The 25,576-nt window shown below is 74.1% G+C and carries 24 protein-coding genes; 6 read left to right on the top strand and 18 right to left on the bottom strand.

Features of this window, described 5'->3' with window-relative positions; all coding sequences use genetic code 11:
- Positions 1-84: 84 nt before the first annotated feature.
- From ACSU6Z_RS27055 to ACSU6Z_RS26970, 18 genes are all read right to left on the bottom strand, one after another.
- Positions 85-1,134 carry an LLM class flavin-dependent oxidoreductase gene (locus tag ACSU6Z_RS27055; RefSeq protein WP_437049528.1) on the bottom strand — a complete coding sequence of 350 codons (1,050 nt, stop codon included), beginning with the start codon at positions 1,132-1,134 and terminating at the stop codon, positions 85-87.
- A gap of 99 nt (positions 1,135-1,233) precedes the next feature.
- Entirely contained in the window at positions 1,234-1,953 is a 720-nt protein-coding gene (locus ACSU6Z_RS27050; RefSeq protein ID WP_437049527.1) for an ABC transporter ATP-binding protein, read from the bottom strand.
- Entirely contained in the window at positions 1,946-2,962 is a 1,017-nt protein-coding gene (locus ACSU6Z_RS27045) for an oligopeptide/dipeptide ABC transporter ATP-binding protein (protein WP_437049525.1), read from the bottom strand. Before ACSU6Z_RS27045 ends, ACSU6Z_RS27050 begins: the two co-directional genes overlap by 8 nt.
- The gene (locus tag ACSU6Z_RS27040; RefSeq protein ID WP_437049524.1) at positions 2,959-3,846 is read right to left on the bottom strand and encodes an ABC transporter permease; all 888 of its coding nucleotides are present in this window, start codon (positions 3,844-3,846) and stop codon (positions 2,959-2,961) included. Before ACSU6Z_RS27040 ends, ACSU6Z_RS27045 begins: the two co-directional genes overlap by 4 nt.
- Entirely contained in the window at positions 3,836-4,840 is a 1,005-nt protein-coding gene (locus ACSU6Z_RS27035) for an ABC transporter permease (RefSeq protein ID WP_437049523.1), read from the bottom strand. The genes ACSU6Z_RS27040 and ACSU6Z_RS27035 overlap by 11 nt, the downstream gene beginning before the upstream one ends.
- Entirely contained in the window at positions 4,837-6,429 is a 1,593-nt protein-coding gene (locus tag ACSU6Z_RS27030) for an ABC transporter substrate-binding protein (protein WP_437049521.1), read from the bottom strand. The genes ACSU6Z_RS27035 and ACSU6Z_RS27030 overlap by 4 nt, the downstream gene beginning before the upstream one ends.
- Before the next feature lie 107 nt (positions 6,430-6,536).
- Positions 6,537-7,001 carry a GtrA family protein gene (locus tag ACSU6Z_RS27025; protein ID WP_437049519.1) on the bottom strand — a complete coding sequence of 155 codons (465 nt, stop codon included), beginning with the start codon at positions 6,999-7,001 and terminating at the stop codon, positions 6,537-6,539.
- Between the two features lie 92 nt (positions 7,002-7,093).
- A complete protein-coding gene (locus tag ACSU6Z_RS27020) occupies positions 7,094-8,002 on the bottom strand; it encodes a glutathione S-transferase C-terminal domain-containing protein (protein ID WP_437049517.1) in 909 nt (302 codons plus the stop codon).
- A 370-nt stretch (positions 8,003-8,372) separates the two neighbouring features.
- Positions 8,373-8,831 (bottom strand): RrF2 family transcriptional regulator, encoded by a 459-nt coding sequence (locus tag ACSU6Z_RS27015; protein WP_437049515.1) that lies wholly within the window; start codon positions 8,829-8,831, stop codon positions 8,373-8,375.
- Between the two features lie 66 nt (positions 8,832-8,897).
- Entirely contained in the window at positions 8,898-10,115 is a 1,218-nt protein-coding gene (locus ACSU6Z_RS27010) for an acyl-CoA dehydrogenase family protein (RefSeq protein ID WP_437049513.1), read from the bottom strand.
- A gap of 499 nt (positions 10,116-10,614) precedes the next feature.
- On the bottom strand, positions 10,615-11,172 hold the full coding sequence (gene ssuE, locus ACSU6Z_RS27005) for an NADPH-dependent FMN reductase (protein ID WP_437049511.1): 558 nt from the start codon (positions 11,170-11,172) through the stop codon (positions 10,615-10,617).
- A gap of 90 nt (positions 11,173-11,262) precedes the next feature.
- A complete protein-coding gene (locus ACSU6Z_RS27000) occupies positions 11,263-12,330 on the bottom strand; it encodes an LLM class flavin-dependent oxidoreductase (RefSeq protein WP_437049509.1) in 1,068 nt (355 codons plus the stop codon).
- 50 nt (positions 12,331-12,380) lie between these two features.
- On the bottom strand, positions 12,381-13,364 hold the full coding sequence (locus ACSU6Z_RS26995) for an ABC transporter substrate-binding protein (RefSeq protein WP_437049507.1): 984 nt from the start codon (positions 13,362-13,364) through the stop codon (positions 12,381-12,383).
- 58 nt (positions 13,365-13,422) lie between these two features.
- Positions 13,423-14,187, bottom strand: a complete 765-nt coding sequence (locus tag ACSU6Z_RS26990) for an amino acid ABC transporter ATP-binding protein (RefSeq protein WP_437049505.1) — start codon at positions 14,185-14,187, stop codon at positions 13,423-13,425.
- The gene (locus ACSU6Z_RS26985) at positions 14,184-15,212 is read right to left on the bottom strand and encodes an amino acid ABC transporter permease (RefSeq protein ID WP_437049503.1); all 1,029 of its coding nucleotides are present in this window, start codon (positions 15,210-15,212) and stop codon (positions 14,184-14,186) included. Before ACSU6Z_RS26985 ends, ACSU6Z_RS26990 begins: the two co-directional genes overlap by 4 nt.
- Positions 15,213-15,228: 16 nt before the next feature.
- Complete coding sequence (locus ACSU6Z_RS26980) at positions 15,229-16,203, bottom strand: ABC transporter substrate-binding protein (RefSeq protein WP_437049501.1); 975 nt, start codon at positions 16,201-16,203, stop codon at positions 15,229-15,231.
- Positions 16,200-16,718, bottom strand: coding sequence for a GNAT family N-acetyltransferase (locus ACSU6Z_RS26975; RefSeq protein ID WP_437049499.1), 519 nt, complete (start codon positions 16,716-16,718; stop codon positions 16,200-16,202). The genes ACSU6Z_RS26980 and ACSU6Z_RS26975 overlap by 4 nt, the downstream gene beginning before the upstream one ends.
- On the bottom strand, positions 16,715-17,842 hold the full coding sequence (locus tag ACSU6Z_RS26970) for an LLM class flavin-dependent oxidoreductase (protein WP_437049497.1): 1,128 nt from the start codon (positions 17,840-17,842) through the stop codon (positions 16,715-16,717). Before ACSU6Z_RS26970 ends, ACSU6Z_RS26975 begins: the two co-directional genes overlap by 4 nt.
- A 620-nt stretch (positions 17,843-18,462) precedes the next feature.
- Here ACSU6Z_RS26970 and ACSU6Z_RS26965 point away from each other — a divergent pair.
- The 6 genes from ACSU6Z_RS26965 (at position 18,463) to ACSU6Z_RS26940 (ending at position 25,565) form a co-directional block, all read left to right on the top strand.
- Positions 18,463-19,464, top strand: coding sequence for an amino acid ABC transporter permease (locus ACSU6Z_RS26965; protein ID WP_437049495.1), 1,002 nt, complete (start codon positions 18,463-18,465; stop codon positions 19,462-19,464).
- On the top strand, positions 19,461-21,479 hold the full coding sequence (locus ACSU6Z_RS26960) for an FAD/NAD(P)-binding protein (RefSeq protein ID WP_437049493.1): 2,019 nt from the start codon (positions 19,461-19,463) through the stop codon (positions 21,477-21,479). Before ACSU6Z_RS26965 ends, ACSU6Z_RS26960 begins: the two co-directional genes overlap by 4 nt.
- A 574-nt stretch (positions 21,480-22,053) precedes the next feature.
- The gene (locus tag ACSU6Z_RS26955; protein ID WP_437049491.1) at positions 22,054-22,350 is read left to right on the top strand and encodes a GlsB/YeaQ/YmgE family stress response membrane protein; all 297 of its coding nucleotides are present in this window, start codon (positions 22,054-22,056) and stop codon (positions 22,348-22,350) included.
- Positions 22,351-22,748: 398 nt separating this feature from the next.
- The gene (locus tag ACSU6Z_RS26950; RefSeq protein ID WP_437049490.1) at positions 22,749-24,221 is read left to right on the top strand and encodes an anthranilate synthase component I family protein; all 1,473 of its coding nucleotides are present in this window, start codon (positions 22,749-22,751) and stop codon (positions 24,219-24,221) included.
- Positions 24,218-24,802 (top strand): anthranilate synthase component II, encoded by a 585-nt coding sequence (locus tag ACSU6Z_RS26945; protein WP_437049489.1) that lies wholly within the window; start codon positions 24,218-24,220, stop codon positions 24,800-24,802. Before ACSU6Z_RS26950 ends, ACSU6Z_RS26945 begins: the two co-directional genes overlap by 4 nt.
- Positions 24,803-24,845: 43 nt before the next feature.
- Positions 24,846-25,565, top strand: coding sequence for an SDR family NAD(P)-dependent oxidoreductase (locus tag ACSU6Z_RS26940; protein ID WP_437049488.1), 720 nt, complete (start codon positions 24,846-24,848; stop codon positions 25,563-25,565).
- The last annotated feature ends 11 nt before the right edge of the window (positions 25,566-25,576 follow it).

The raw sequence follows: 25,576 nt of genomic DNA, 5'->3' as shown, positions 1-25,576 counted from the left end.
CGGCGCCCCGCCTCCGAGCCTGCACCCGCCCGCCCCGCACCGGCGAACGATCTTGCCGTTCTCGCAAAACCGGGCGGCGCCGGATCAGGCGAACGCGGGCATGATCCGCTCGTGGATCAGGCGGAGCTGGGTGTTCACGTCGGCCACGTCCGGCAGGTCGCGGCCGGTGAGCGTCTTCACCAGGGTGCGGTCGGTGATCGCGCAGATCACGTGGTTCACCCCGGCGGGGGCCATCTCGCGCCGGATCTTCTCCAGGCACTCCTCGGGCGTGCCCGCCACGGAGAGCCGTTCGGCCACCTGGGGCGTCGTCAGTTCGATGCCGCGGGCCAGGTCGCCGGCGGCGATGGCCTGGACGACCGGCTCGAGCTCGCTCGGCTCCACCCCGTTGCGGCGCAGCTGTTCCGCGGACATGGAGGAGGCGTAGATGCCGACCACACTGCGCGCCGCGTCCTTGGCGGCGGCCGGGTCGGGCCCGGTGGCGAAGACGACCCAGGCGCCGATGTCGAGCGACCGCCAGTCCCGGCCGGCGCGTTCGGCGCCGGCGCGGATGTGCCGCACCGCGTAGTCGTAGGCCTCTCGGGTGTAGCTGAGGGCGTGGTGGCAGCCGTCGGAGAACTCCCCCGCCGCCTCGAACGACTTCGGCCCGCGCATCGCGCCCAGCTTCAGCGGCACCCGGCGCTGGACGGGGCGGGCGAAGGTGAACAGCCCGTCGTACGCGTGGAACTCGCCGTCGAAGGTGATGCTTCCCTCGTCCAGCAGGGTGCGCACCACGTGCAGGGCCTCCTTGACCCGGGACAGCGGCCGGGTGCGGGCCCAGTCGATGCGGTACTGGGCCAGCAGTCCGAAGTTGCCGCTGGAGAGGACCCCTTCGGCGCGTCCGCCGCTCAGTTCGTCCAGGGTGGCGAGGGCCTGTGCAATCAGCGTCGGCTCGCGCAGGGTCACCGGGGAGGCGCTCGGCCCCAGGCGGATGTCGCGGGTTCGGCCCGCGGCGGCGGCGAGGAGGAGCCACAGGTCCTTGTGCCAGGTCTCGTCGGCGGCGTAGCAGGCGTGAAAGCCCAGTTCGTCGGCGAGCCGGATGGAGTCGAGCGAGTCGGCGAGGGGGTAGTCGGGGAGCATGGCGTAGCTGAACTTCACGAACGCCTACCTTCCGATGGCGCGATCGGTGTGCGGGTGGGTCGTGCCGGAATTGCCGGAGTCGTGCTCTTGTCTCCCCCGAGGATGTGGACCAGTGCGTCAACTGTCCAGAGGGACACGCGGGTTGGTGGCTGTCCGCGGGATCGCGCCGGTGGGGACCGACGGCGCCGTGAGCGTCTCCCAGTGGACCGTGCGGTCGCACCAGCGATCCAGCAGGACGCGGTCGTGGCCGACGGCGAGCAGACCCGCGCCGGTGGCGGCGCGGTACCGCTCGACGACGGCGACCAGCGCGGCGGTGGTCGAGGCGTCCAGCATCGCGGTCATCTCGTCGCACACCAGCCAGCGCGGGCGCAGGACGAGGGCGCGGGCGAGGCAGGCGCGCTGGAGCTGGCCGTCGCTGACCTCGTGCGGCCGTCGGCCCAGCAGGTCGGCGGTCAGGCCGACGTCGGCCGCGAGTTCGGCGACCCGCTCGGCCAGGCCCTCGCGCCGGCCGGTGGCGCGCAGCGGTTCGGCGATGAGGTCGCGCAGCGGCAGCCGGGGGTCGGCGGACAGGCGCGGCTGCTGGAAGACGACACCGAAGGCGGTGCGCTGCTCGCGCGGGGCGCGGTGGCGCCAGCGGCGTACGGGTTCGCCGTCGAGGACGAGGGTGCCGGAGTCGGGGCGGTGCAGCAGGGCGGCGACCCGGGCCAGGGTGGACTTGCCGCAGCCGCTGGGGCCGAGCAGGCCGACGGCCTCGCCCGGGGCGACGGTCAGGAAGACGTCCCGGACGACCGGCGCGTTCCTGGTGTATCCGGCGGTGATGGCGCGCAGTTCAAGCACGGTCGGCGGCCTCCGGGGCGAGTCGGTGGGCATCGGGGGGCGGGGTGGCGGGCTCCCCGTGCGGGTGGTGGCAGGCGACCGTGCCGGCCGGTGGCGGCGGTGCGGCGCAGATGTCGGTGGCGCGTGCGCAGCGGGCGGCGAAGGCGCAGCCGTCGGGGAGGTCGTCCAGTTCGGGCGGCAAGCCCGGGATGGGGGTGAAGGCCCGGTCGGGCAGGGCCTGGAGCAGGCCGCGGCTGTAGGGGTGGCGGGGGCCGGGCGTGCCGAAGAAGGCGGCTGCGTCGGCGAGTTCGACGATGCGGCCGGCGTACATCACGGCGACCCGGTCGGCGATGCGCTCGGCGGCGGCCAGGTCGTGGGTGATCATCAGCAGGGCCCGGCCGCCGTCGGTGCCCGTGTCGACGTGGCGGCGCAGTTCGTCGACGGTGCGGTCCACCAGGTCGCGGTCGAGTCCGGTGGTCGGTTCGTCGGCGAGCAGCAGCGGGGCGCCGCCGACGAGGGCGAGGGCGGTGGCGGCGCGCTGGGCGAGGCCGCCGGAGAGTTCGTGCGGGTGGTGGTCGAGGTGGCCGGCCGGGAACGCGGCCCGTTCGGCGGCGGCCTCGGCGGCGGCGCGCAGGGCGGCGCGGCCCCGGACGCCGGTCAGCTCCGCCACCGTCTCCTCCAGCTGGGAGCGGATGGTGCGGACGGGCGTGAGGTGCGCGGCGGGGCTCTGCGGGACGAGGCCGACCAGCCGGCCCCGTACGGTGCGGGCGAGGGTCCGCTCGTCGGCGGCGAGCAGGTCCAGGCCGCCCAGCAGGGCCTGTCCGGCGGTCTGCGCGTTGCCGGGGAGCAGGCCGAGCAGGGCGGAGGCGAGGACGGACTTGCCGCAGCCGCTCTCGCCGATCAGGGCGAGGCACTCGCCGGGCGCCACGTCGAAGTGGGCGCCGGTGACGGCGGCGACGCGGCGCCCGCCCGGCATCAGGAAGCGCACCGACAGGCCGCGCACCGACAGCACGGGGACTCGCTCGGTCACAGCATCAGCTCCGATCGCCGGCGGGGGTTGATCCGTTCCCGCCAGGCCCCGGCGAGTCCGGCGATGGCGAGGGTGGGGAGGATGAGGAACAGGCCGGGGAAGAGGGTGGGCCACCACTGGCCGGCCAGCAGGGAGCCCCGGGCGGTCTGGACGAGGGTGCCGAGGCTGGCGGTGTGGGCGGGCAGCCCCAGCCCGAGGAAGGACAGCGCGGACTCGTGCCACATGGCGTGCGGCACCATCAGCACGGCGGCGAGGCCGGCCTGGGGCAGCACGCCGGGCAGCAGGTGCCGTACCGCGACGCGCCGGCGGGAGGCGCCGCCGGAGACGGCCGCGTCGACGTAGGGGCGGGCGCGCAGGGACATCACCTCGGCGCGGACGATGCGCGCGGTCGACAGCCAGTGGGTGAGCGCCACCGAGACGACCACCGGCCACACGCCCGGCCGGAACATGGCGACGACGAAGATGCCGAGCAGCAGGTGGGGCACGGAGGAGACGGTGTCGACGACCCGCATGATCACGCGGTCGGCCCGGCCGCCGAGGGTCCCGGCGGCGGCCCCGACCGCGGTGCCGACCACGGTCGCCGTCAGCGCGGCGGCCACGCCGACCAGCAGGGACACGCGCAGGCCGTACACGCAGCGCAGCAGCAGGTCGCGGCCGACGTCGTCGGTGCCGAAGGGATGCTCCCAGGACGGGGGCTGAAGCTTCGCGGCCAGGTCGACGGCCTGCTGGTCGAGCTGGGCCAGCGGCGGGACGAGCAGGACGGCGAGGACGGTCGCGGCCACCAGCGCGGCCGAGGCGCGCACGCGCAGGGCGCGGGTGGAGCGGCGGTCCGTGCCGTGGGAGCGCCACAGGGGCGCGGCGGGCGCGGGAGGGTCACATGTCACTGAGCTTCACCCTCGGGTCGAAGAGTCCGTACAGCACGTCCGCGAGCAGGTTCCCGGCGAGGACGGCGGCGGTGGCCAGCGTGGTCAGCGCGGCCAGCAGCGGGAAGTCGACGGCGGTGGCCGCCTCGACGGTGGCCGCGGCGATGCCCGGCCAGCTGAAGACGCTCTCCACCAGCAGGGCGCCGGTGATGAGTTCGGGGACGCGGGAGCCGATCAGGGTGAGGACCGGCAGCAGTCCGCAGCGCAGGGCGTGGCCGAGCAGGACGGTGCGTTCGCGAAGGCCGCGGGCGCGGGCGCCGCGCACCGGGTCCTCCGCCAGGGCGTCGGCGACGCCCTGGCGGACGTACAGGGCGAACCACGGCAGCTGGGAGACGGCGAGCACCCCGGCGGGCAGGACGAGGTGGCTCGCGACCTGTCCCGCCGTGACCTGTTCGCTGGCGGTGTCGGTGAGGCCGCCGGCCGGGAGCACGTCCCACTGGAGGGCGAACAGCCAGACGGCGAGCAGCGCGATCCAGAAGACCGGTGCCGCCTCCAGGCAGTAGGCGAGCGAGGTGACGGCCCGGTCCGTGGCCGAGCCGGGGCGGCGGGCCGCCAGCACCCCGAGCAGGGTGCCCAGCAGCACCGCGACGGCGAAGGCGACGGCGCACAGCAGCGCCGACCAGCCGAGGCGTTCGCCGATCACCTGCGCCACCGGCTGCCGCATCACGGTGGAGTGGCCGAAGTCGCCGCTCAGCGCGGACGTCAGCCAGTGCCACCAGCGGGTGGTGAAGGGCTCGTCCACCCCGAGGTTGTCCCGCAGCCGGTCGAGCGTCTCCCGGTCGGCGCCGAGCGCGGCGGTGCCGCCGTACGCCTTGACGGGGTCGAAGGGGGAGGCGGCGGCGATCGCGAACACGCCGAAGGTGACGGTGAGCAGGACGGGGGCGGCGAACAGGGCCCGCCGTCCCGCCAGGCGTGCCACCGCTTTCCAGGGGAGGGTCCCGGGAGTGCGTGTCATCGCTTGGGCTGCCAGTCCTCGACGTTCCACCACGGACCGCTGGCGAAGCCGTGCTCGTGCGGTTCGAGCTGCGTGGTCAGCCCCTTCCAGCGGTCGGCGAGCACGTAGAGGTGGTCGATGTGGGTGAGGAAGGTGTAACCGGGGTTCTTGACCAGCTCGCGCTGGACCTTGCCGTAGGCGGCCTCGCGCTCGGCGGGGTCCTGGCCGCGGCGGCCCGCGTCGAGCGCCTCGTCCACCGCCGGGTTGTCGTAGCGGGCCATGTTGTTGAAGCCGTCGCCGGCGAGGGAGGAGTGCAGCAGGGTGTACAGGCCGAAGTCGGGGTCGCCGACGCTGCCGAAGCCGGCGAGGACCGCGTCGCGTCCCATCCTCGGCTCGATGACCTCCCAGGTGGCGCTCTCCGCCTTCACCTCGATGCCGGCCTCCTTGGCGTCGGAGGCGTAGGCGAGGGCGTGGTCCTGGCGGACCTTGTCGCCGGCGGGGTACAGCAGGGTGAACGCGGCGCGCCGGCCGTCCTTGACGCGGACGCCGTCCCCACCGGGCTTCCAGCCCGCCTCGTCCAGGAGGCGCTTGGCCCCGGCGAGGTCGCGGGGGCGCGCGATGTCCTTCGCGAACCACGGGTCGTCGCCGGGCAGCGGCCCGTACGCCGGGCTGCCCGCGCCGTCGAGGATCCTGTCGACCATCGCCCGGCGGTCCACGGCGGCGTCCAGGGCCCGCCGGATGGCGGGGTCGCCGGTGACCTTGCCGCCGGTGGGCAGGGTGACGGCGCGGAAGTCGTAGGTTTTCGCCTCGTAGGTGCGCCGGTTCTCGTCGTTCTCGAAGGTGGCGGCCAGGTTGGGCGGCAGGACGGCGCCGTCGAGGTCGCCGGAGCGCAGCCGGGTGGCACGGACGTCGTCGTCCGGGACGATCGCCACGGTGAGCGTCTTCACCTTCGGCGCGCCGCCCCAGTAGTGCGGGTTGGCCTTGAAGGTGAGCTTCTCGCCCTTGCTCCAGTTCGCCAGGACGTAGGGGCCGGTGCCGACCGGCTCGGTGTTGAACGAGCCGGTGTTGGGGTCCTGCCCGCCGGCGACATGTTCGGGCACGATGGGCAGCACGGTGCGGGCGGCGAAGGCGGCGTAGGGGTACTTGAGCGTGAAGACGACCTTGTCGTCGCCGCTCGCCCGGACCTCCTTGATGGCGTCCAGTTCGCTCTTGGCGGTGTTGTTGGTCCCGGCGTCCAGGACGGTGCGGTAGGTGAAGACCACGTCCCGCGCCGTCAGCGGTTCGCCGTCGCTGAACCTCACCCCCTCGCGCAGGGTGTAGGTGTACGTGCGTCCGCCGTCGCCGACCTTCGGCAGCGCGGCCGCCAGGGCGGGTCTCAGCCTCAGGTCGGCGCCGCGGGCGAGCAGCCCGTCGAAGATCTTGGAGTTGCCGTCCTTGCCGTAGCCCAGCAGCGGGCTGAGGGTGTCCGGTTCGGTGGCCACCCCGATGACGACGGACTCGGCGGGCTTGCCGTCGCCGCCGTCCGCGCCGCTCCCGGGCGCCGAACAGGCGGCGGCCCCGGTGGCCAGCGCCGCCGCGGCGGCGACTCCACGTATCCGACGGGTCGTCATGTACCTCACACCCTTGTTGCCTGTAGACGGTTGTTGCGAATAGTTCGCAACTGAAGCGCCAACAGCGTACTGGAGGACGACACTCCAGGTCACCAGAGGGATGCGGATCAGGTGCGGCGGCGGCCGGGGCGGCGGAAGACGGCCAGCCGCAGCACGGCGAACCGCACGACGGTGACCGCGACGGAGGCGGCGGCCAGCACCGCGGTCTCGGCGGCCGGCGAGGCGCCGGGCGCGGCGTGCCGGAACCACAGCACCGCGCCGGAGGTGAGCAGGTAGCCGAGCAGGAAGAGGGCGCCGGCGCCGAGGTGGGCGCGGAGCGGCGGCGCCGCGGTGTGACGGAACGTCAGCCTCCGGTTCGCCTCGGTGTTCAGCACCGTCAGCACCAGCAGCGACACCAGGTTGGCCGCGGCCGGCGGCCACCAGCCGCGCAGCAGCCAGTACAGCAGCGCCTGCCCGGCGGTGGAGAGGACACCGATCGCGGCGAAGCAGCCGGCCTCCCACGACAGCACGGAGCGCCGCGGGGGCGGCGTGCCCTCGAAGGCGGGTGACGGCGACGGTGTCCCGGTGGGCATCTGCGGTTCCTCGGCGGACGGGGACGAAGGGGGCGGGAGAGGGGGGTGTGTACGGCGAACGGGCGGTCTGCTCGGGGAGGGCCGGTCGTCCCTCAGACGGCCCCGACCCCGGCCCGGGCCCGGTCGCGGGAGTGTTCCGCCCAGTCCACGATCGCCAGGGCCGCTCCGGCCGCCTCCAGCCCCCGGCAGTGGGCGTGGTGCCTGTGGGCCATGCCGTCGAGGTCGAGACGCGTTCCGAAGGCGGGGTGGGCCGCCAGACGCCGCGCGTAGGCCCACAGGTGCGGATGAGCGGTGAGGCGGTGCACCGCGGCGGCGTCCAGGTGCAGGCGGTGTACGACGTCCAGCCGGACCAGGGTCACCCACAGCCACACGTCGGCGGCGGTCATGTGGTCGCCCAGCACATACTCCTGGGAGGCCAGCCGCCGCTCCAGCGAACGCAGGACGCGCAGCAGGGCGTCGAGGGCGGTCTCACGCGCGGTGCCGTCGGCGTCGGCCCGCCCCGCCCGCTGGGCGGCCTCGTCGATGCCGTGCGCGCACAGGCGCGTGACGGCCTCGATCTCCGCTTCCGCGTCGCGCGGGTACAGCACCGGGCGTCCGCCGTCCCGCTCGCCGAAGCGCCGCGCCAGGTCGCACAGGATGTCCGGGGCGTGGTTGCTGACGATCCGTCCCGTCCACTCGTCGCTGAGGACGGGGGCCGCGGCCGGCCCGGGATGACGGTGGGCGCCGGCCTCGTACAGCGGACGCAGCGCCGCGTATCCGCCGCCGGCCTCGTCGGGCACGGCGGGCAGCCGCGTCACCGGCAGGACGCCGCCGAGGCCGAGCAGGCCGTGCGTGACGGCGAGGGCCAGACAGTACGGGTCGGCCGGCGACAGGTGCAGGCGGTAGCGGTGGGGCACGGCGTAGTGGCCGCTGCGGGCGTCGCGGCCGATCCTGCCCCGGAACGCGGGCGGCGGCGAGAGGAGCGGCACGGCGGACGACGGTGCGGCGGAGGTGGCGGACATGTGTCTCCCCGGGTGCGTTCTGGGTCTCGGACGTGTGACGGGCGGAGGGGGCGGGCGCGGCGCCGGGCGCACGGGCGGCGGGCGGCGACAAGGGCGCCGGGACGGACGCCGGTTCAGCGCAGAGGGCCGGCGGCGCTGCAGACACGCAGCAGATCGATGTGGAGCCGGGACGTGAGAAGGGGGGACGGGCGAGGCGTGCGCGCCGCACGCTCGTCGGCCGGCTCCAGGCGTCCCATATTTCCCACCGATTCGCTAGGGATTCCGCTCCGAGTGTCGGCCGGGCTCCGGACTTCGTCAAGGGAGCGGGGCGTCCGGATCTCCCGGGCGGCGGCCGCGCCGCACGGCGCGTCCCGTCCGCGGCCGAGGGCGCTCAGGGGTTCGTCCAGGCCTCCGGGTCCGCGGCGAGGTCCACGACCTCGCCGGGCAGTTCGGCCGCGGCCACGTCGGCCAGGGTGACTTCGTCCAGGACCTTGCGGACGTTGGCGCGCACCGCGATCCACAACGGCAGCAGCGACCGGGCCGGACCGGTGTAGGACAGCTCGGGCGGGCGCACGCCCCGCACCGACACAAGCGGTCCGTCGGCCGCGCGGATCACGTCCGCGATCGCGATGGTGTCCGCCGGACGGGCCAGCCGGTAGCCGCCGTTGCCACCGCGGCGGCTCACCACCAGCCCGCCCCGGCGCAGATCACCGAGGATGCCCTCCAGGAACTTGTGCGGGATGCCCTGGGCCGAGGCGATCGTCTCGGCCTTGAGTGGGGCGCCCTCCCCCGCCGCCGCCAGCTCCAGCGCGGCGCGCACCGCATAGTCCGCCTTGGCCGAGATTCGCATGCCGCGATTATCCGCCACGCCCCGCCCCGCCCGGCACCCGCGGCCCGCCGCCGGCTGCCCGCCGCGTCAGCAGGGCAGGGTGAACGGAGGGTGGGCGCCGTCGAGGAAGTACTCCCCGAGCTCGCGCAGCCGGTGGGCGCCCGGCACCCGCAGCATGTGCGTGCGGGCGTCGCGCCAGAAGCGGTCGAATCCGTGGCGGGCGAAGGCGGCGCGCGGCCCGATGGCGTCCAGGGCGCCGGTGGTGACCTCCCGCACGGCGCGGAAGGCCGCGGCCTCGGCCGCGCTCGCCAGCACGGTGATCTCCGCGCACTCCTCGTCGTCGAGGTCCTCGCCCCGCGCGAGGCCGCGCTCCAGTGCCCGGACCGCCTGGTCGGCGAGGGCGGAGGCGGCGCGGACGGCGACGACGAGCTCCCCGTAGGCGCCGAGCACGTACGGGTCCTGCGACGGGCCGCCCGGCCACGGCGGCCGGGGGCACGGCGGCCAGGGCGCGTGCGCGGCCCGGCGGTACTCGCGGGCCTCGGCGAGCAGTCCCTCGGCGACGCCCAGGCAGAACTGGACGGAGAACAGGCGCGCGGCGGGCGCGGCCAGGCAGGCGAAGGGCGACAGGACCCCCTCGTCCGGGGAGAGCGAGCCGAGCACGTCGTCGGCCGCGACCGGCACGGAGTCGAACTCCACGCTGTCCCCGGCCGCCAGCCGCTGGCCGAAGGTGTCGCCGTCGTTGCCGAACACCACGCCGGGGCGGGCGGGGTCGACCAGGACGGCCAGGGGCTCGCCGGTACCGGAGCGGGCCGCGCGGACGACCAGCCGGTCGGCGACGCGGGCGGCCACGGTGGGACCGCGGCGGCCGGCCAGCACGTAGCCGTCCCGTACGGGGGTCAGCACGAGCGGCGGTTCGTGGGAGGCGAGGCCGCCGCCCCAGCACCACCGTCCCGCCGCCGACTCCCGTGCCACGCGCGCGGCGACGGCGGGACCGGCGAAGAAGCGGGCGCTGGAGGACAGGAAGTAGTGGCTGCCGAGCAGGTGGCCGAGCGCGCCGTCGGCCGCCGCCACGGTGCGGACGACCGTGTACGCGGTACGCCAGCCGGCGCCCGGCCCGCCGTGCTCGGCCGGCACCAGCAGGGTCAGCAGTCCCGCCTCGCGCAGCCGCGCGACCTCCTCCACCGGCGCCTTCCCGGCCTGTTCGCGCTCGACGGCGTCGGTGGCCAGGTCGTCCGCCATCTCCTGGGCGATGTGCGGCCAGTCGGGCCGACTCGCCCGGTCGCCGTCCTGCGGTGCTGTGGTCATGGCGGTCTTCCTTCGGGGGCCGTGGAGAACCGGTCGACGGGCGTCATGCTCACGCGCTGCGCCGACCGGCGTCAACACTTTCCTAGCAAACCAATAGGAAAACTAGGGATGGTGGGGTACGTCGGCCGAAACACGCCGGTGGCGTGGCGCGGCGGCGTCAGCGGAAGGCGCCCGCGGGGGTCCCGGACGCGCCCCGCCCCCTCGGCCGGTGGCCGGTACGGAGACGTTCACGGAGCCCGGGCAAGACCCCCTCGGCCGGACCGGTACGCCTCCTTTGGACGCGGGCGGCCGGAGCGGACGGACTCGTCGAAGCCGAACCGGGGGCACTCGGCGATCCGCTCGGCGGCCTCGTCGCGGCCGCCGGCGGGCACGGTGCCGGCCGGCGGCGTCGGTGGGCGGGAACCAGTGAAGGGTGGGGGACACGCCGGGCCCGCGGTCGGCGGGGTTCGTCGGAGCGGGCCCGTGGTGCCGGGGGAACCGGCGGCCGCGGTCACGGCGCTCACCCGGTGGCCGCCAGCAGGGCCGGCCGGCCGCCGAGGGCGAGGGAGAACCGGTCGGTGACCTCGGCCAGGGCCTCGGCGGAACCCGGCGCGACGGTCAGGGTGCCGTCGTCGGCCACCGTGATGTCCCGGTCGAGCGTGAACCAGCCCGGCACGATGTGCGCGGCGCCCATGGAACTCAGCACGGGACGCAGCGCGTAGTCGATGGCCAGGACGTGGGCGGTGGTGCCGCCGGTGGCCAGCGGCAGGACCGTCTTGCCCGCCAGCGCGTACTGCGGGAGCAGGTCGAGCAGCGTCTTCAGCAGACCGGAGTAGGCGGCCTTGTAGACGGGGGTGCCGATCACGACGCCGTCGGCCCGGGCGAACAGGGCGGCGGCCTCGGCGATCGCCGGGTGCCGGACGTCGGCCCCGAGCAGCGCCTCGGCGGGGAGGGTACGGACGTCCAGCGGCACCACCTCGTGCCCCTGCGCGGTGAGCCGGTGGTCGAGGTGGCGCAGCAGGCGCGCGGTGCGGGAGGTGGCGGAGGGGCTGCCGGAGACGGACAGGACACGGGCCATGGCGGAGACCTTTCGGCTACGGTGCGGACGGGGCGGGGGTCGGTTGCGAACGGGGGACACGGGCTCGGGGGTGCCGGCCGGGCCGCCGGCTCACGGTTCCCGCCACAGCGTGGTGGGGGCCTCCCGCCGGACCACCGGGGCGATCTCCTCGGCGAAGCGGGCGAGTTGGTCGATCTGCTCCGGCAGGGACAGACCCGAGGTGTCGACGGTGACGGACTGCAGGTCGTGCCCGTAGGACGCGTGGAAGCCGAGGATCTTGTCGATGACCTGCTGCGGGCTGCCGATGAGGTGCGGGCCGTGCGCGACGGCGTCCTCGACGGTGCGGAACGGGGTGTTGTAGCCGGGCTTGCCCTCCAAGTGGGGCCGGTGGGTCTGGCGGACCCGTGCCTCGTAGTAGTCCTTGAAGCGGGCCACCGCCTCCCGGGTGGTGTCCGCGACGAACAGCCCTCCGGACCCGGCACCGACGTACGCGGTGCGCGGGTCGTGGCCGTAGGCCTCGAAACGCTCCCGGTAGTGGCCGATCAGCCGGGCGTACGCCTCACGGGGCTGGACGGCGTTGGCGCTGAACAGGGGATCGCCGTACCGGGCGGCCAGTTCCGGGGAGTTGAGGCTGGTGGCCGATCCGTGCCAGACGCGGGGCGGGCGTGAGCCGTACGGGCGGGGGACGACGGTGGCGTCCTTCAGCGGCGGACGGAACCTGCCCTCCCAGGAGACCCCCTCCTCCCGCCAGAGCCGGCGCAGCAGTTCGTACTTCTCGGCCTGGTACTCCCATTGCAGGTCCTCGTCCAGGCCGAACAGGTCGAAGTGGCCCGCCTCCGCGCCCTTGCCGACGACCAGCTCGACACGGCCCCGGGAGAGCTGGTCGAGGGTCGCGTAGTCCTCGGCGACCCGCACCGGGTCGAGGATCGCGAGCACGGTGACACCGGTCAGCAGCCGGATGCGGATGGTCCGGGCGGCCACGGCGCCGAGCAGGACCGCGGGGCTGGAGGACAGGAACGGGCCGGCGTGCCGCTCGCCGACGGCGTAGGCGTCGAAGCCCATCCGCTCGGCGGCGACGGCGGTCTCCACGACCTGCGCGATCCGGTCGGCGGTGGAGCCGAGCTCCCCGGTCAGCGGATGGGGTGCGTGGCCGACGATGGTCAGGACCTGGAATCTCATCGCTGTCTCCTCGCTGCTTCCTCGTGTCTCCTCCGCGTCCTTCGGAGCGGTCAGGTGCCGGTCCTCGGCAGGCCGGGCGGGTTGATCTCCGATGTGGGCACGGCCTCGTCGGACAGGCCCCAGCGCTCGAGCACCCGGGCGTAGGTGCCGTTGCGGATGATCTCGTCGAGGGCGCCGGCGAGCGGCCCGACCAGGCCGTTGCCCTTCCTGGTGGTGGCCGCGATGAGGCCCTGGAGGGTGGCGCCGCCGCCGGAGCAGGTGCCGACGACCTCCGTCCGCCCGGTGGTGGCCGCGTGGTAGGCGGCGGTCGGGTGGGGGCCGAGGTACAGGTCGATCCGGCCGGAGCGGAGGGCGAGGTAGGTGTCGCTGTCGTTCTGGTAGTACTTGATGTCGACCGGTTTCCGTCCGGCCTTCCGGTTCGCCTCGCTCCATTCGACGAGCAGCTTCTCCTGGTTGGTGCCGCTGCCGACGGCGACCTTCCGGCCCGCCACGTCCTCGGGGCCGTCGACCTTCAGGCCGCTGCCCTTCTTCGCCTCGAAGCCGAGGTTGTCCTTGCGGTAGGTGGCGAAGTCGTACTTCTCCTTGCGTTCCTCGGTGACGGTGATGTTGCTGAAGCCGACGTCGTACTTGGCGCTGTCGAGGCCGACGAAGACGTTCTCCCAGGAGACCGTGGTGAGGCGGGCCTCAAGGCCGAGGACGTCGGCGACGAGGTGGGCGATGTCGGTCTCCACGCCGATGACGGTTCTGTCGTCGGTGGCGTGGAAGGCCAGCGGCGCCGCGGAACCGGAGGAGCCGACGATCTCCAGGGCGCCCCGGTCGCGGATCCGTCCGGGGACCGCGGCGGCCAGGGACTCCACCGTGGACGTGGTGACGCGGTCCTGGTCGGGGCTCAGGTTGATCCTCGTCCTGTTTCCCGAGGTGTCCGCGACCTCGGCCGTACCGCCGTCGGAGGGGGTGCCGCAGGCGGTGAGGAGGAGGGCCGAGGCGAGGGCGACCGCGGTGCCGTGGCGGGCGGGGGAGGCGGGGCGGGACACGGTGGTTCTCCTTGTGTGGCGGGAAGGGACGGCGGGAGGGCGGGGAGCGGCCGGGGAGTCAGAGGACCTTGGAGAGGAAGGCGCGGGTGCGCTCGTGCCGGGGGGCGTCGAGGACGGCCGCGGGCGGTCCCTGCTCCACGACGACGCCGCCGTCCATGAACACCACCGTGTCGGCGGCCTCGCGGGCGAAACCGATCTCGTGGGTGACGACGATCATGGTGGTCCCGGTGCGGGCCAGGTCCTTGATGACGTCGAGGACCTCGCCGACCAGTTCCGGGTCGAGCGCCGAGGTGGGCTCGTCGAAGAGCAGCACCTTGGGTTCGAGGGCGAGTGCGCGGGCGATGGCGACGCGCTGCTGCTGGCCGCCGGAGAGCTGCCGCGGGTAGGCGCCGGCCTTGTCGGCGAGGCCCACCCGGGCGAGGAGCCGGCGGGCCGTCGCCTCCGCCTCCTTGCGCGGCCGGCGCAGCGCGGAGACGGGCGCCTCGACGAGGTTGTCCAGCACGGTCAGATGGGGGAAGAGGTTGAAGTTCTGGAAGACGAACCCGATCCGGGTGCGCTGCCTCAGAACGTCCTTCTCCTTCAGTTCGTACAGCTTGCCGCCGGCACGGCGGTAGCCGACGAGCTCCCCGTCGACGCCGATCCAGCCGCGGTCGACCTTCTCCAGGTGGTTGATGGTGCGCAGCAGCGTGGACTTCCCCGACCCGGACGGGCCGAGGACGACGGTGACCTCGCCGGCGCGGACCGTCAGGTCGACGCCGCGCAGCACCTGCAGCGCACCGAAACTCTTGTGGACGCCGCGGACCTCCACCATCACCTGGCTCATCGGGTCCCTCCCAGCGGTTCCAGAGGGGTGGCGGGTACTGCGTCGGGCCCCTCGGGGCGGTCGGCCGCGGCCCGCGCCGCGCGGAGCAGGTGCCGGGCGCGCTGGAGCGGGGTGGGCGGCGGGGTGCGGTCGGCGCCCCGGGCGAAGCGGCGTTCGACGTGGTACTGCGCGAGGGACAGCAGGGTGGTCAGCACCACGTACCAGGCGGTGGCGACGAGCAGCAGCGGGATCACCCGGCCGGTGCGGCCGTAGATGACCTGTGCCTGGTAGAAGAGCTCGCCGATGGACATGACGTAGACCACCGAGGTGCCCTTGAGCAGGCCGACGACCTCGTTGCCCGCGGTGGGCAGGATGGCCCGCATGGCCTGCGGCAGCACGATCCGGCGGATCTGCCGCGGCCGGGGGATGCCCAGGGCCGCGGCGGCCTCCCGCTGCCCGTGGTCGACGGAGACGACGCCGCCCCGGACGACCTCGGCGGCGTAGGCGGCCTGGTGCAGGGACAGGCCGATGACGGCGGCGCCGATGGTGCCGACCAGGCTGTTGCTGTCGACGGACCAGAACACCGGCCCGAAGGGGATGCCGACGCCGAGTTCCTCGTACAGGGCGCTCAGGTTGAACCAGAACACGAGCTGGACGATCATCGGGATGGACCGGAAGATCCAGACGTAGGTCCAGGCCACGGTCCGCAGGACCGGGCTGCGCGAGAGCCGCATGAAGGCCAGGACGGTGCCGAGCAGGAAACCCAGCACGGTGGCGTAGGCGGTGAGCTGGAGGGTCACCCACACGGCCCGGACGATGGTCTCGGACAGGACGTGGTCGGCGAAGACGCCCCATTCCCACACCGGGTTGGTGGCCAGGCCGTGGACGAACTGGGCGGCCAGGACGGTCACGGCGACGGCCGCCGCCCAGCGGGCGGGGTGACGGGCGGGGACGACGTCGAGCGGGGCGTCCGGGACGGGCGGGGGCTCCGGGCCGCTGCCCGGGGCGGCGGCACCGGGTGGCGCGGTGGCGGTGGTGAGGCGCATCGGTGTGTCTTCCTGCTCAGGCGGCGGGGGCGTGTTCGGGCGGGTTGATCTCGGAGGCGTCGAGCGCGGAGGCGGTGGTGCCCCACTTGGCGAGGATGCGGGCGTAGGCGCCGTCCTCGATCAGGTGGTTGACGGCGGCCTGGAACGCCCTGGTGAGCGGGGAGCCCTTCTTGAAGGCGAATCCGACGTCGAGGCGGTGGTACTCGCCGAGGAAGGTGGTGCGGGAAGCGGGCTGTGCGGCCTGATGGCGCAGCCCGTTGATGGTCGACATGACCACGTCGACGCGGCCCTGCTGGAGCGCGGTGAGCGTCGCCCCGTTCTCCGAGTAGACCTTCACGTCGTACGGCTTCCTGCCCTCCTTGGCGCACTCCCCCTTCCGCGCGGTGAGGGTCGCCTCGAAGGTGGTGCCGGCGCCGGTGCCGACGGTCAGCCCGCACAACTGGGTGAGGCGGGTGACCTTCGTGCCCAGCGCGGTGTTGCCCGTGCGCACCGCGAAGCCCTGGCCGTCGTTGATGTAGGTGACGAAGTCGATCGTCCTCAGGCGTTCGGCGGTGACGCCGAAGTTGCCGGTGCCGACGTCGTACTTGCCGCTGCCGAGGGCGGGCAGGATCGTTTCGAAGGAGGCGTCCTGGCGTTCCGGTTTCACCCCGAGGACCTTGGCGACCGCGTTCGCGAGGTCGATGTCCTGGCCGGCGGGCTCCTTGCCGGGGCCGTTCGGGTAGTAGGCCCCCGGCGGGGTTCCGATGGCGCTGCCGATCCGCAGCGTGCCCGCCGCCCGCACGTCGGCGGGCAGCAGGGCCGCGACGGAGTCCACCTTGCGCACGGCGGCAACCGGGTCGTCGGACGGCGCGGGGGAGGCGGCGGCGCCGACCGCCGCCGTCCCGCCGCTCGCACCGGAGCCGCAGGCGGTCAGCGCGAGCAGGGGCAGCAGGGGCAGCAGCGCCCGGACGGCCGCGTGGCGCGGGCGGGAGGCGGAGGTGCTGGGGTTCACAGGTCCGTTGCCTTTCCGGTGGGTACCGCCGCGGCGGGGAGGTGCTTCTCGAAGGGCAGCGGGCCGATGGTCTCGGGGTCGGCCCGCGTGTCGAACAGGGGTGTGTAGCCGGTGGCCAGGTACAGGCCGCGGGCCTCGGGCTGGCGGGGCCCGGTGGTCAGGTGGATCCGCCGGTAGCCGCGGGCGCTCGCCTCGGCCTCCAGTTCGGCGACGACCCGGCGGGCCAGGCCGCGTCCGCGGTGGGCGGAGTGCGTCCAGATCCTCTTCAGCTCGGCGGTGGTGGCGTCGTACCGGCGGAAGGCACCGCCCGCGACCGGCGTCCCGCCCTCCAGGAGCAGCAGCAGGACACCGCCGCGGGACGCGGTGAACTCCTCGTCGGGGTGGCGGGCGAGTTCGGCGTGGGCGTCCTCGCCGTACCGGGCCGTGTACTCGTCGCCGAGTTCGCGCAGCAGCGGCTCGACCCGGGGGTCGCGGACCGGTACCCGGACGACGGTCGGTTCGGGGGTGGAGGTCATCCGTGCACCGCCGCGAGGGGCTCGCCGGCGCGCGCGGCCCGCTCGGCGTCGCGCTTGGCGACCTCCTCGCGGACGAGCGGGATGACGTGGCGGCCGAAGTCGATGGCGTCGCCGAGCAGGTCGTAACCGCGGGCGGAGAGGATGTCGACACCGAGGTCGTAGTAGTCCAGCAGCGCCTGGGCGACCGTCTCCGGGGTGCCCACCAGGGCGTTGGAGTTGCCGGCGCCTCCGGTAGCGGCGGCGGTCGGGGTCCACAGAGCGCGGTCGTAGCGCTCCCCCGCTTCGGCGATGGCCAGCAGCCGCTGCGATCCGGTGTTCTCCGGCGCCCCGGACCGGTGGTGACGTACGAGCCCCTCCGTACGCCGTTCCCGGATGGCGCCGACCGTGCGGTGCGCCTTCTCCCAGGCCAGTTCCTCGGTCGGGGCGATGATGGGGCGGAAGGCGACCTGGATGCGCGGCACGTCGGTGCGTCCCGCGGCCCGCGCGGCGGCCTTCACGGCCTCGATCTGCTCGGCGGTCCTCTCCAGGGGTTCGCCCCACAGGCAGTAGATGTCGGCCTCGGCGCCTCCGGCGGCGTACGCGGCGGGGGACGAACCGCCGAACGAGACACCCGGGCGGGGCTGCTGGACGGGGAAGACGTCGCTGACGAAGTCGTGGAACCGGTAGTACTCGCCCTCGTGGTCGAAGGGCTCGTGGGTGGTCCAGATCTTCTTGACGATGCGGATGTACTCGCGGGTGCGGGCGTAGCGCTCGTCCTTGGTGAGGGTGTCGCCCTCGCGGCCCTGCTCGTGGTCGCTGCCCCCGGTGATGAAGTGCACGGTCAGCCGGCCCTCGCTGATCCGGTCGAGGGTGGCGAACGTCTTCGCGGCGAAGGTGGGGTAGGAGACGTTGGGCCGGTGGGCGAGCAGGATCTGCAAGCGGTCCAGCCGGCTCGCGACGTACGCGGCGGCCGGGGCGGGGTCGGGTGAGCCGGAGCCGTAGGCGAACAGCACCCGGTCCCAGCCGTGGTCCTCGTGGGCCCGGGCGAGCCGCAGTGTGTACTCCTTGTCGAAGGCGGGGCCGGAGCGGGGGGTGGTTTCGGATCCGTCGTTGGTGGCGGCGATGCCGAGGAACTCTACGGGCATGGAAGGGCCTTTCCTCAAGTCCTGATGGGCGTGGAGGAGCGCGTCGCCGGCAGGCGGACATGGCCGACTGGCGCACAGAGAAAGGAATTTGATGGAACGTCAGGCGAATGCCGACGGATGGGACGAGCGCGACGACGCCGGAGCGTCGGAAGAACAGGGGTGTGGCGGCAGCGCGCGGTGAGAACTCGGCCCGCGACGGGGTCACCGAGGGAGGGAAGGGCCGGTCAGACGGCCCGCTGCCGAGTCAGACGCGACACGCGGCGGACCACACCCGACCGAAGTCGATGTGGTCGCGCGAGACCAAGCGCTGCTGGGCGTTCATGCGGACAATTGAGCAGGACAACGGGCCCGCCGTCAACCAGTGCCCGTATGCCGGACCTCAACGCACCTCATTCCTACTGGTGTTGACAGACCGGTCCCGCGCCCGCCTACGATCGGCGGCGGACGGGCTCCGCCGTACGCGGCGCCCTCCTGGGCCGCGTTGAGGGACGCGGCAGCGCGTGACGACGCCGGAATCCCCGGGCCGCAGCCTGTCCTCGCGGAGCACTCCAGCCGTGCTCGCGTGCGCATGCCACCCCGGTGATCACTCCCACGCCCGCGATCCCTCCCCGGAGCCCCCGATGGTCACCTCCTCCGACACCGCTCCCGCCCCGCCCGCCCTGCGCCCGGAACCGGGCCCTTCGGCAGCGCTGCCGCCGATCGTGCCCCGCCGGCGCGTCGGCCGCCTGCTGTCGGCCGCCGCCGGACTGCTGTTCCTCGCGACGGCCGTCAACTCCGTCGTCCGCAACGACGCGTTCCAATGGCACGTGGTCGGCCGGTACTTCACCACCGCCGCCGTCGTGGACGGCCTGCTGCTGACCCTGTGGCTGACCGCCGCGGTGACGGTCCTCGGCTTCCTGCTCGGTACGCCGCTCGCGGTGATGCGGCTGTCCGCCAACCCGGTGCTGCGCGCCCTCGCCTGGGGATACGTGTGGATCTTCCGCTCGACCCCGCTGCTGGTGCAACTGCTGTTCTGGTTCAACATCGGCGCCCTGTACCCGACGCTCGGACTCGGCATCCCGTTCGGCCCGCAGTTCGTCACCGTCCAGACGGTGAACCTGCTCGGCCCCACCCTCACGGCCGTCATCGGCCTGACCCTGCACGAGGCCGCCTACGCCGCCGAGGTGGTGCGCGGCGGCATCCTCTCGGTGGACGCCGGACAGACCGAGGCCGCCCAGGCCCTCGGCCTGAGCCGGCTGCGCACCCTGCGCCGCATCGTCGTCCCCCAGGCGATGCGCTCCATCGTGCCGACCGCCGGCAACATGCTGATCGGCACGCTGAAGGGCACCAGCATCGTCAGCGTGCTGGCCGTGCACGACCTGCTCTACTCGGTGCAGCTCGTCTACAACCAGACCTACCAGGTCATCCCGCTGCTGCTGGTGGCCACCCTGTGGTACATCGCCGTCACCACCGTGCTGAGCGCGGGGCAGTTCTACGTGGAGCGGTACTACGCCCGCGGGACCTCGCGCGCCCTGCCGCCCACGCCCCTGCAGCGGCTGCGCGGGCACCTGGCCTCCGCGGGGACCCGGCTGCGCGCGGCGACCGCCGCCGACGCCCGTCCGGTGACCGGTGGTGACCGGTGAGCGGTGCCACTTCCCCGGCCGTCCTGGTCGTCGTCGGCGCCGGTCCGCGCGCCACCGGTCTGCTGGAGCGCATCGCCGCCAACGCCCCCGAACTGTGGGAAGAGGGCCGGGAATTAGTGATCCACTTGGTGGACCCCTGTCCGCCCGGTCCCGGACGGATCTGGCGGCACGACCAGTCGCCGCTGCTGCGCATGAACTCCATGGCGGAGGACATCACCCTGTTCACCGACGAGTCCTCCACCCTGGAGGGCCCGGTACGGCCCGGTCCGTCGCTGGCCGAGTGGGCCGCCCAGTTCTCCGGCCGCGGCCCGCGCCACGAGCCGTACGAGGAGCCCGCCGACCCGGAGGTGCTCGCCGAGCTGCGGACGCTCACCGGCACCGACTTCCCCACCCGCCGCGCCCAGAGCGCCTACCTGGACTGGGTGTTCCGCAGGGTCCTGGCCGACCTGCCGCCTTCGGTCACCGTCGTCCGGCACCGCACCACCGCGACCGCCGTCACCGGTCCCGCGGACGGTCCGCAGCGCGTGCGCCTGGCCGGCCGCGCCGCCCCGCTCACCGCCGACCAGGTGGTCCTCGCCCAGGGGCACCTGGATGCCGCGCCCGCCCCCGAGCACCGGTCCCTGGCCGCCTTCGCGCGCCGGCACGGCCGCTTCCACCTGCCGCCGGCGTTCACCGCCGACGCCGACCTGTCGGGCCTGCGGCCCGGCGAACACGTCGTCCTGCGCGGCTTCGGGCTGGCCTTCGTCGACCTGATGGTGTTGCTCACCGAGGGCCGCGGCGGCACCTACCGCACGGAGCCCGACGGCGGCCTCACCTACCTGCCGTCCGGGCGGGAACCCGTCCTGCACGTCGGATCGCGGCGCGGGGTGCCCTACCACGCCAAGACCGGTTACCGGCTCCGGGGCCCGCGGCCCCCGCTGCCGCGCCACTTCGGCCCCGCCGCCGTCGACGCGCTGCTCGCCGAGGACCGCCCGCTGGACCTGCGGCGCGACGTGTGGCCGCTGATGGCGAAGGAGATCGGGTTCGGGCACTACCACGAACTGTTCCACGCCTACCCCGGGCGCACGGCCCTGCCCTGGCCGGAGTTCAGCGCCGCCTACGACCGTCTCGACTGGCACTCCGGCGGCATGACCGCCCTCGTCGCCGCGGCCGTGCCCGACCCGGCGGACCGGCTGGACCTCGCGGCCCTGGACCGTCCCCTGGACGGCCTCGTCTTCCCCGACGCGGACGCCTTCCAGGACCACCTGCGCGATCACATCGCACGGGATGTCGCCCGCCGCGAGGACCCGGAGTTCAGCGCCGACCTCGGGGCGTTCCTCGCGCTGCTCTCCGTGTACGGCGTGCTGCCCCGCCTGATCGCCGCGGGGCGGCTGACCGCCCGCTCCGTCGCCGAGGACCTCGACGGCTGGTGGCACGGCTTCTTCGGCTTCCTCGCCTCCGGCCCGCCCGGGTTCCGCCTGCGCCAGCTGCTGGCGCTGTCGCGGGCCGGGATCGTCCGCTTCACCGGGGCGGACATCCGGATCGGCACGGACGAGGCCACCGGCACGTTCACCGCGACCAGTCCCACCGTCCCCGGCCACACCGTCCACGCCACCGCCCTGATCGAGGCCTACGTCCCGGCCCCCTCCCTCGACCGCACGGCGGACCCTCTCCTGCGGCGCCTGCACCGGACGGGCGCGCTCACCGAGGAGATCGTCGCCGACGCCGCCCACACCCACCGCACCGGTCTGCTCGCCGTCTCCCCGGCCGACGGGCGCGTCGTCGACCCGTCGCTCGGCGGCCCCCACCCCCGCCGTATCGCCCTCGGCGCCCCCACCAACAGCCGGGCCGTCGCCGCCTTCGCCCGCCCCCGCAGCAACGCCCCGGCCTTCCGCCAGAACGACGCGGTGGCCCGCGCCCTGCTGCGGGCGCTGGCCGCGGCGGACAGGACGTCGACTCCGGACGACGGCGCCGGCCCACCCGTCCCCGGGGCACGGAACACGGCGTCACCACCCGCCGCCGTGCCGGCTCCGTGATTCCGGCATCCCGCGTACGGGGCGGGGCACCGTGCCGGGCGTCACCGCCGGCGGCTGTCCCGCGGTGCCGGCGGGGCGCGGGGCGGTCCGGAAGGCGCGTGACTCGACGCCGAAGTTGTCGTGGTGGGCGCCCTCCGTGCCGGCCGGGGGCCGACCGGCAGGCCCGCGCGGTACACGGCGATCCCCTCCTGGATCCCCTCGGCCAGGCGGAGGCCCTTGCCGGCCTTCCGAACGCGGTGTCGGTGAGCGGGGACGGGGCGGGGCGTGCCCGACCGGCGGCGGCCGCCGGATGAAGGCCAGGGGCGCGGGAAGGATCCGCCGTTCCGGTGCGCGAAGCCCTGTCGCCGTTCACCGGAACGGTCCCGAATCCGGTTCGCGCCTTCGGTGCCGACGCCCGATGGATCAACACGCGTGCCCGAGCCGGGAGTGACGCTCGACGACGTCGCCGCGCCGGCGGTCGTCGCGCCTCCGGGCCCGCCGGTGCCGGTTCAGGTCCGTCCGGCCGTGGCCGCGGTTTGACGACGCGTTCCTCGGAAACACGTTCGGCGAACCGACAGCAAGGAGAAACTCTGCCATGGGCGTCATCGCTTGGATAGTGATCGGTCTGCTCGCCGGGGCCATCGCCAAGGCCCTCATGCCGGGTAAGGACCCGGGCGGCATCATCGTCACCATGCTCATCGGTATCGCCGGAGGTCTCCTCGGCGGCTTCCTCGGCAAGGTGATCTTCGGAGTCGACTCGATCGACGGCTTCTTCGATCTGTCCACCTGGATCGCGGCCATCGTCGGGTCCGTCATCCTCCTCGCGCTGTACCGGCTGTTCACCGGCCGCCGCCACGGGCACGGCCACAGCCGCGGTCACGCCCACGCGTGACCGGACGCGGCAGCCGGCGCGGCCGGGTGCACGGTGCCGTGAGGTGAGCGAAGTACGCGAGTGCCCCCGCCTTCGGGCGGGGGCACTCGCGGGTTCGGGGGCCCCGCGCCCTCGCGTGTCCCGCCGCCGGAGAGGGCCGTCGACACCCCGCCCGGGGACGCCCGAACCGGAACCCGGTGTTCCGCCCTGTCCCCGGATGCCAAGAATGGTCCCCTCCCCAGCCACCCAAGTGGTATGGACCGTGACGTGCCCGGTTTGGTGAAGTCTCCCCCAGGAAATGCCGTCCGCCGCGGTCATGGCGGGCGCAGGGGGAAAGGCTCTCTTCGGTGTCCTTGTTGTCAGTACCGCCTACGACCGGGCGTGGGGAACCCCAGCGCACGAGGGGTCTCAAAGTCCGGGTGGAGTCCACCGCCCACGGTCCCAGCAACCCCCTGCGCGTCTACGAGGCGTTGTCCCGCACCCGCCCGCAGGGCGACGTGTACCTGCTGGAGAGCCTGGACGGGCCGGAGCAGGACCGGCTCTCGGCCGCCGTCGGCTGGGGCCTCCTGGCGGAAGTGCGCGTCTACGCCGACCGGGTGGAGCTCACCGCGGGGCCGGAACTCACCGACGCCCTCACCGACGCCCTGGCGGCGGGCCCGGGCCGCCCCGCTGCCGACGGATCCGGTTCCCGGGTGTGGGACGTGACCGGACCGGACCAGGTCTGGCAGTTCCTGCGCCGGGTGCAGGGCGCCTTCGACGTGGACACCGACGTGCCCGCCGACACCTTCGCCTTCGGCTTCCTCACCACGCTGTCCTACGAGGCCGCGTGGAGCATGGAGCAGTTGCCGCAGAGCCAGGACGAGGCCGGCCTGCCGCGCTGCACCCTCGGCCTCTTCCGGGAGACCCTCTGGTACGACGTACCCGCCGGCACGGTCCGGCACCTCGCCGCACGGGCCGCCGCATGGCCGCCGGACACCGGCAGGCCCCTGGCGGACGTCCTCGCCGAGGCCGCGGCCGCGCCCGCCGGGGAGACGGACGTGCCCCCGGCGCCGGCCCCGCGGTCCGTACGCGACTCCGTGGACGAGGAGACCTTCGCCAAGCGGGTGGACCGCTGCCTGCGCCACATCCGGGTCGGCGACAGCTACCAGATCCAGATCGGCCACCGCATCGACGTGGAGACGGATCTGACGCCCGGGCAGGTCTACCGCAGACTGCGCCACCGCAACCCCTCCCCGTACATGTACCTGGTGCCGTGGGCCGGCCGCACCGTGATCGGGGCGAGCCCCGAGCTGTTCGTCCGGATCGAGAACGACACCCTCTCCATGCGCCCGATCGCGGGCACCGCACCGCGCGCCGCCGACCCGGCCGAGGACGCCCGGCGCGTCGCCGGACTGCGGGACAGCGTCAAGGAGCAGGCGGAGCACGTCATGCTCGTCGATCTGTGCCGCAACGACATCGGACGGGTCTGCGTGCCCGGTACGCTCGACGTCACCTCGATGATGGAGGTGGAGCCGTTCGCCTACGTGCACCACCTGGTGTCGACCGTGACCGGGCGGATCACCGGTGCCACGGACATCTGGTCGGCCGTCTGCGCCACCTTCCCGGCGGGAACCATGACCGGCGCGCCCAAGCTGCGCGCCATGGAGATCATCAACGAGATCGAGGACGACACCCGGGGCATCTACGCCGGAGCGCTCGGAGTCGTCGACGTGCGCGGCTTCGCGATGCTCGCCCTGTGCATCCGCACCGCCGTCCACGACGGCCGGCGCTACTCCACCCAGGCGTCGGCCGGTGTCGTCGCCGACTCCACGCCCGCCGGGGAATGGCGGGAGACCCTGGCCAAGATGAGCGCCACCTACTGGGCGTTGACCGGTGAGGAACTGCTGCCGTGAAGATCCTGCTCGTCGACGCCTACGACAGTTTCAGCCACATCATCGACCAGTACCTGCTGATGCTCGGCGCGCAGACCGAGGTGGTCCGCTCGCGGACCCGCTCGGTCGAGGAGCTCCGGGCGAGCGGACCCGACGCCGTGGTGCTCGGCCCGGGCCCCGGCCACCCGGCCGACTCCGGGCACGTGGAACTGGTGCACGCCTTCGCGGGCGAAGTGCCCCTGCTCGGCGTGTGCCTGGGCCACCAGGCGATCGGCCTGGCCTACGGCGGGAGGATCGCCGTCGCGCAGAACCTGATGCACGGCAAGACCAGTCCGGTGGCGCACGACGGGGCAGGGGTCTTCACCGGGGTGGCGGCACCACTGACGGTGACCCGCTACCACTCGCTGATCGTCACCGACCCGCCGCCGGCGGACCTGCGGGTCTCGGCGACCTCGCTCGACGACGGCTACGTCATGGGGCTGCGGCACCGCACCCTGCCGGTCGAGGGGGTGCAGTTCCATCCCGAGAGCGTGATGACCGAGGACGGGCTGCGGCTGTTCGGCAACTTCCTGGACCAGGCACGCACCACGGCGGTCCGCTGACCGCCGGCACCGCACACGGCAGTATCCACGGGGGGAAACAGAAGTGAGCGCGATCAGGGGAACACCGCCGCCGGTGGCCGTCGTCACCGGCGGCGCGGGAGGCATAGGACGGGCGGTCACGGCCGCGCTGGCCGGCGCGGGACACCGGGTGGTGTCCGTGGACCGGGTCGCCGAGGCCGATCCCACGGCCCACGCGGCGCTCGTCGCCGACCTCGGCGACCCGGAGGAGGTCGCCGCGCTCTTCCGGCGGATCGAGGAGACGTACGGGCTGCCCGGGACACTGGTCAACAACGCCGGGATCTACGAGGCCAGGGACTTCCTGGACTACACGCCGGAGCACTACCGGCGCGTCCTCGACGTCAACGTCGGCGCCGCCTTCTTCGCCACGCAGGCGCTGGCCCGCGCGCTGATCGCGGCCGGCCGCCCCGGCAGCGTGGTCAACGTCGCCTCCGTCAGCGGCCAGTCGGGCAGCCCCGACACCGCCTACGGGACCTCCAAGGGCGCGCTGATCGCCCTGACCCGCAGTCTCGGCCGGTCCCTCGCGCCGCACGGCATCCGTGTCAACGCCGTGGCACCCGGGCTGGTCGACACCCCGATGGCCGCCCGCGTCCCCGCCGAACGCGCCGCGGAGTACCGCGCCCGCATCCCGCTGGGCAGATTCGGCGCCGCCGGCGAGGTGGCCTCCGCGATCCGCTACCTGGCCGGCGAGGACGCCGGCTACGTCACCGCGAGCGTCCTGGACGTCAACGGCGGACTGCGCTGAACATCCGGTCC

The sequence above is a fragment of the Streptomyces sp. enrichment culture genome (assembly GCF_964273145.1).
GTDB lineage: Bacteria > Actinomycetota > Actinomycetes > Streptomycetales > Streptomycetaceae > Streptomyces.
Note: the sequence above shows the minus strand (reverse complement) of the source record. Positions and strands in the feature narration are given on the sequence as shown.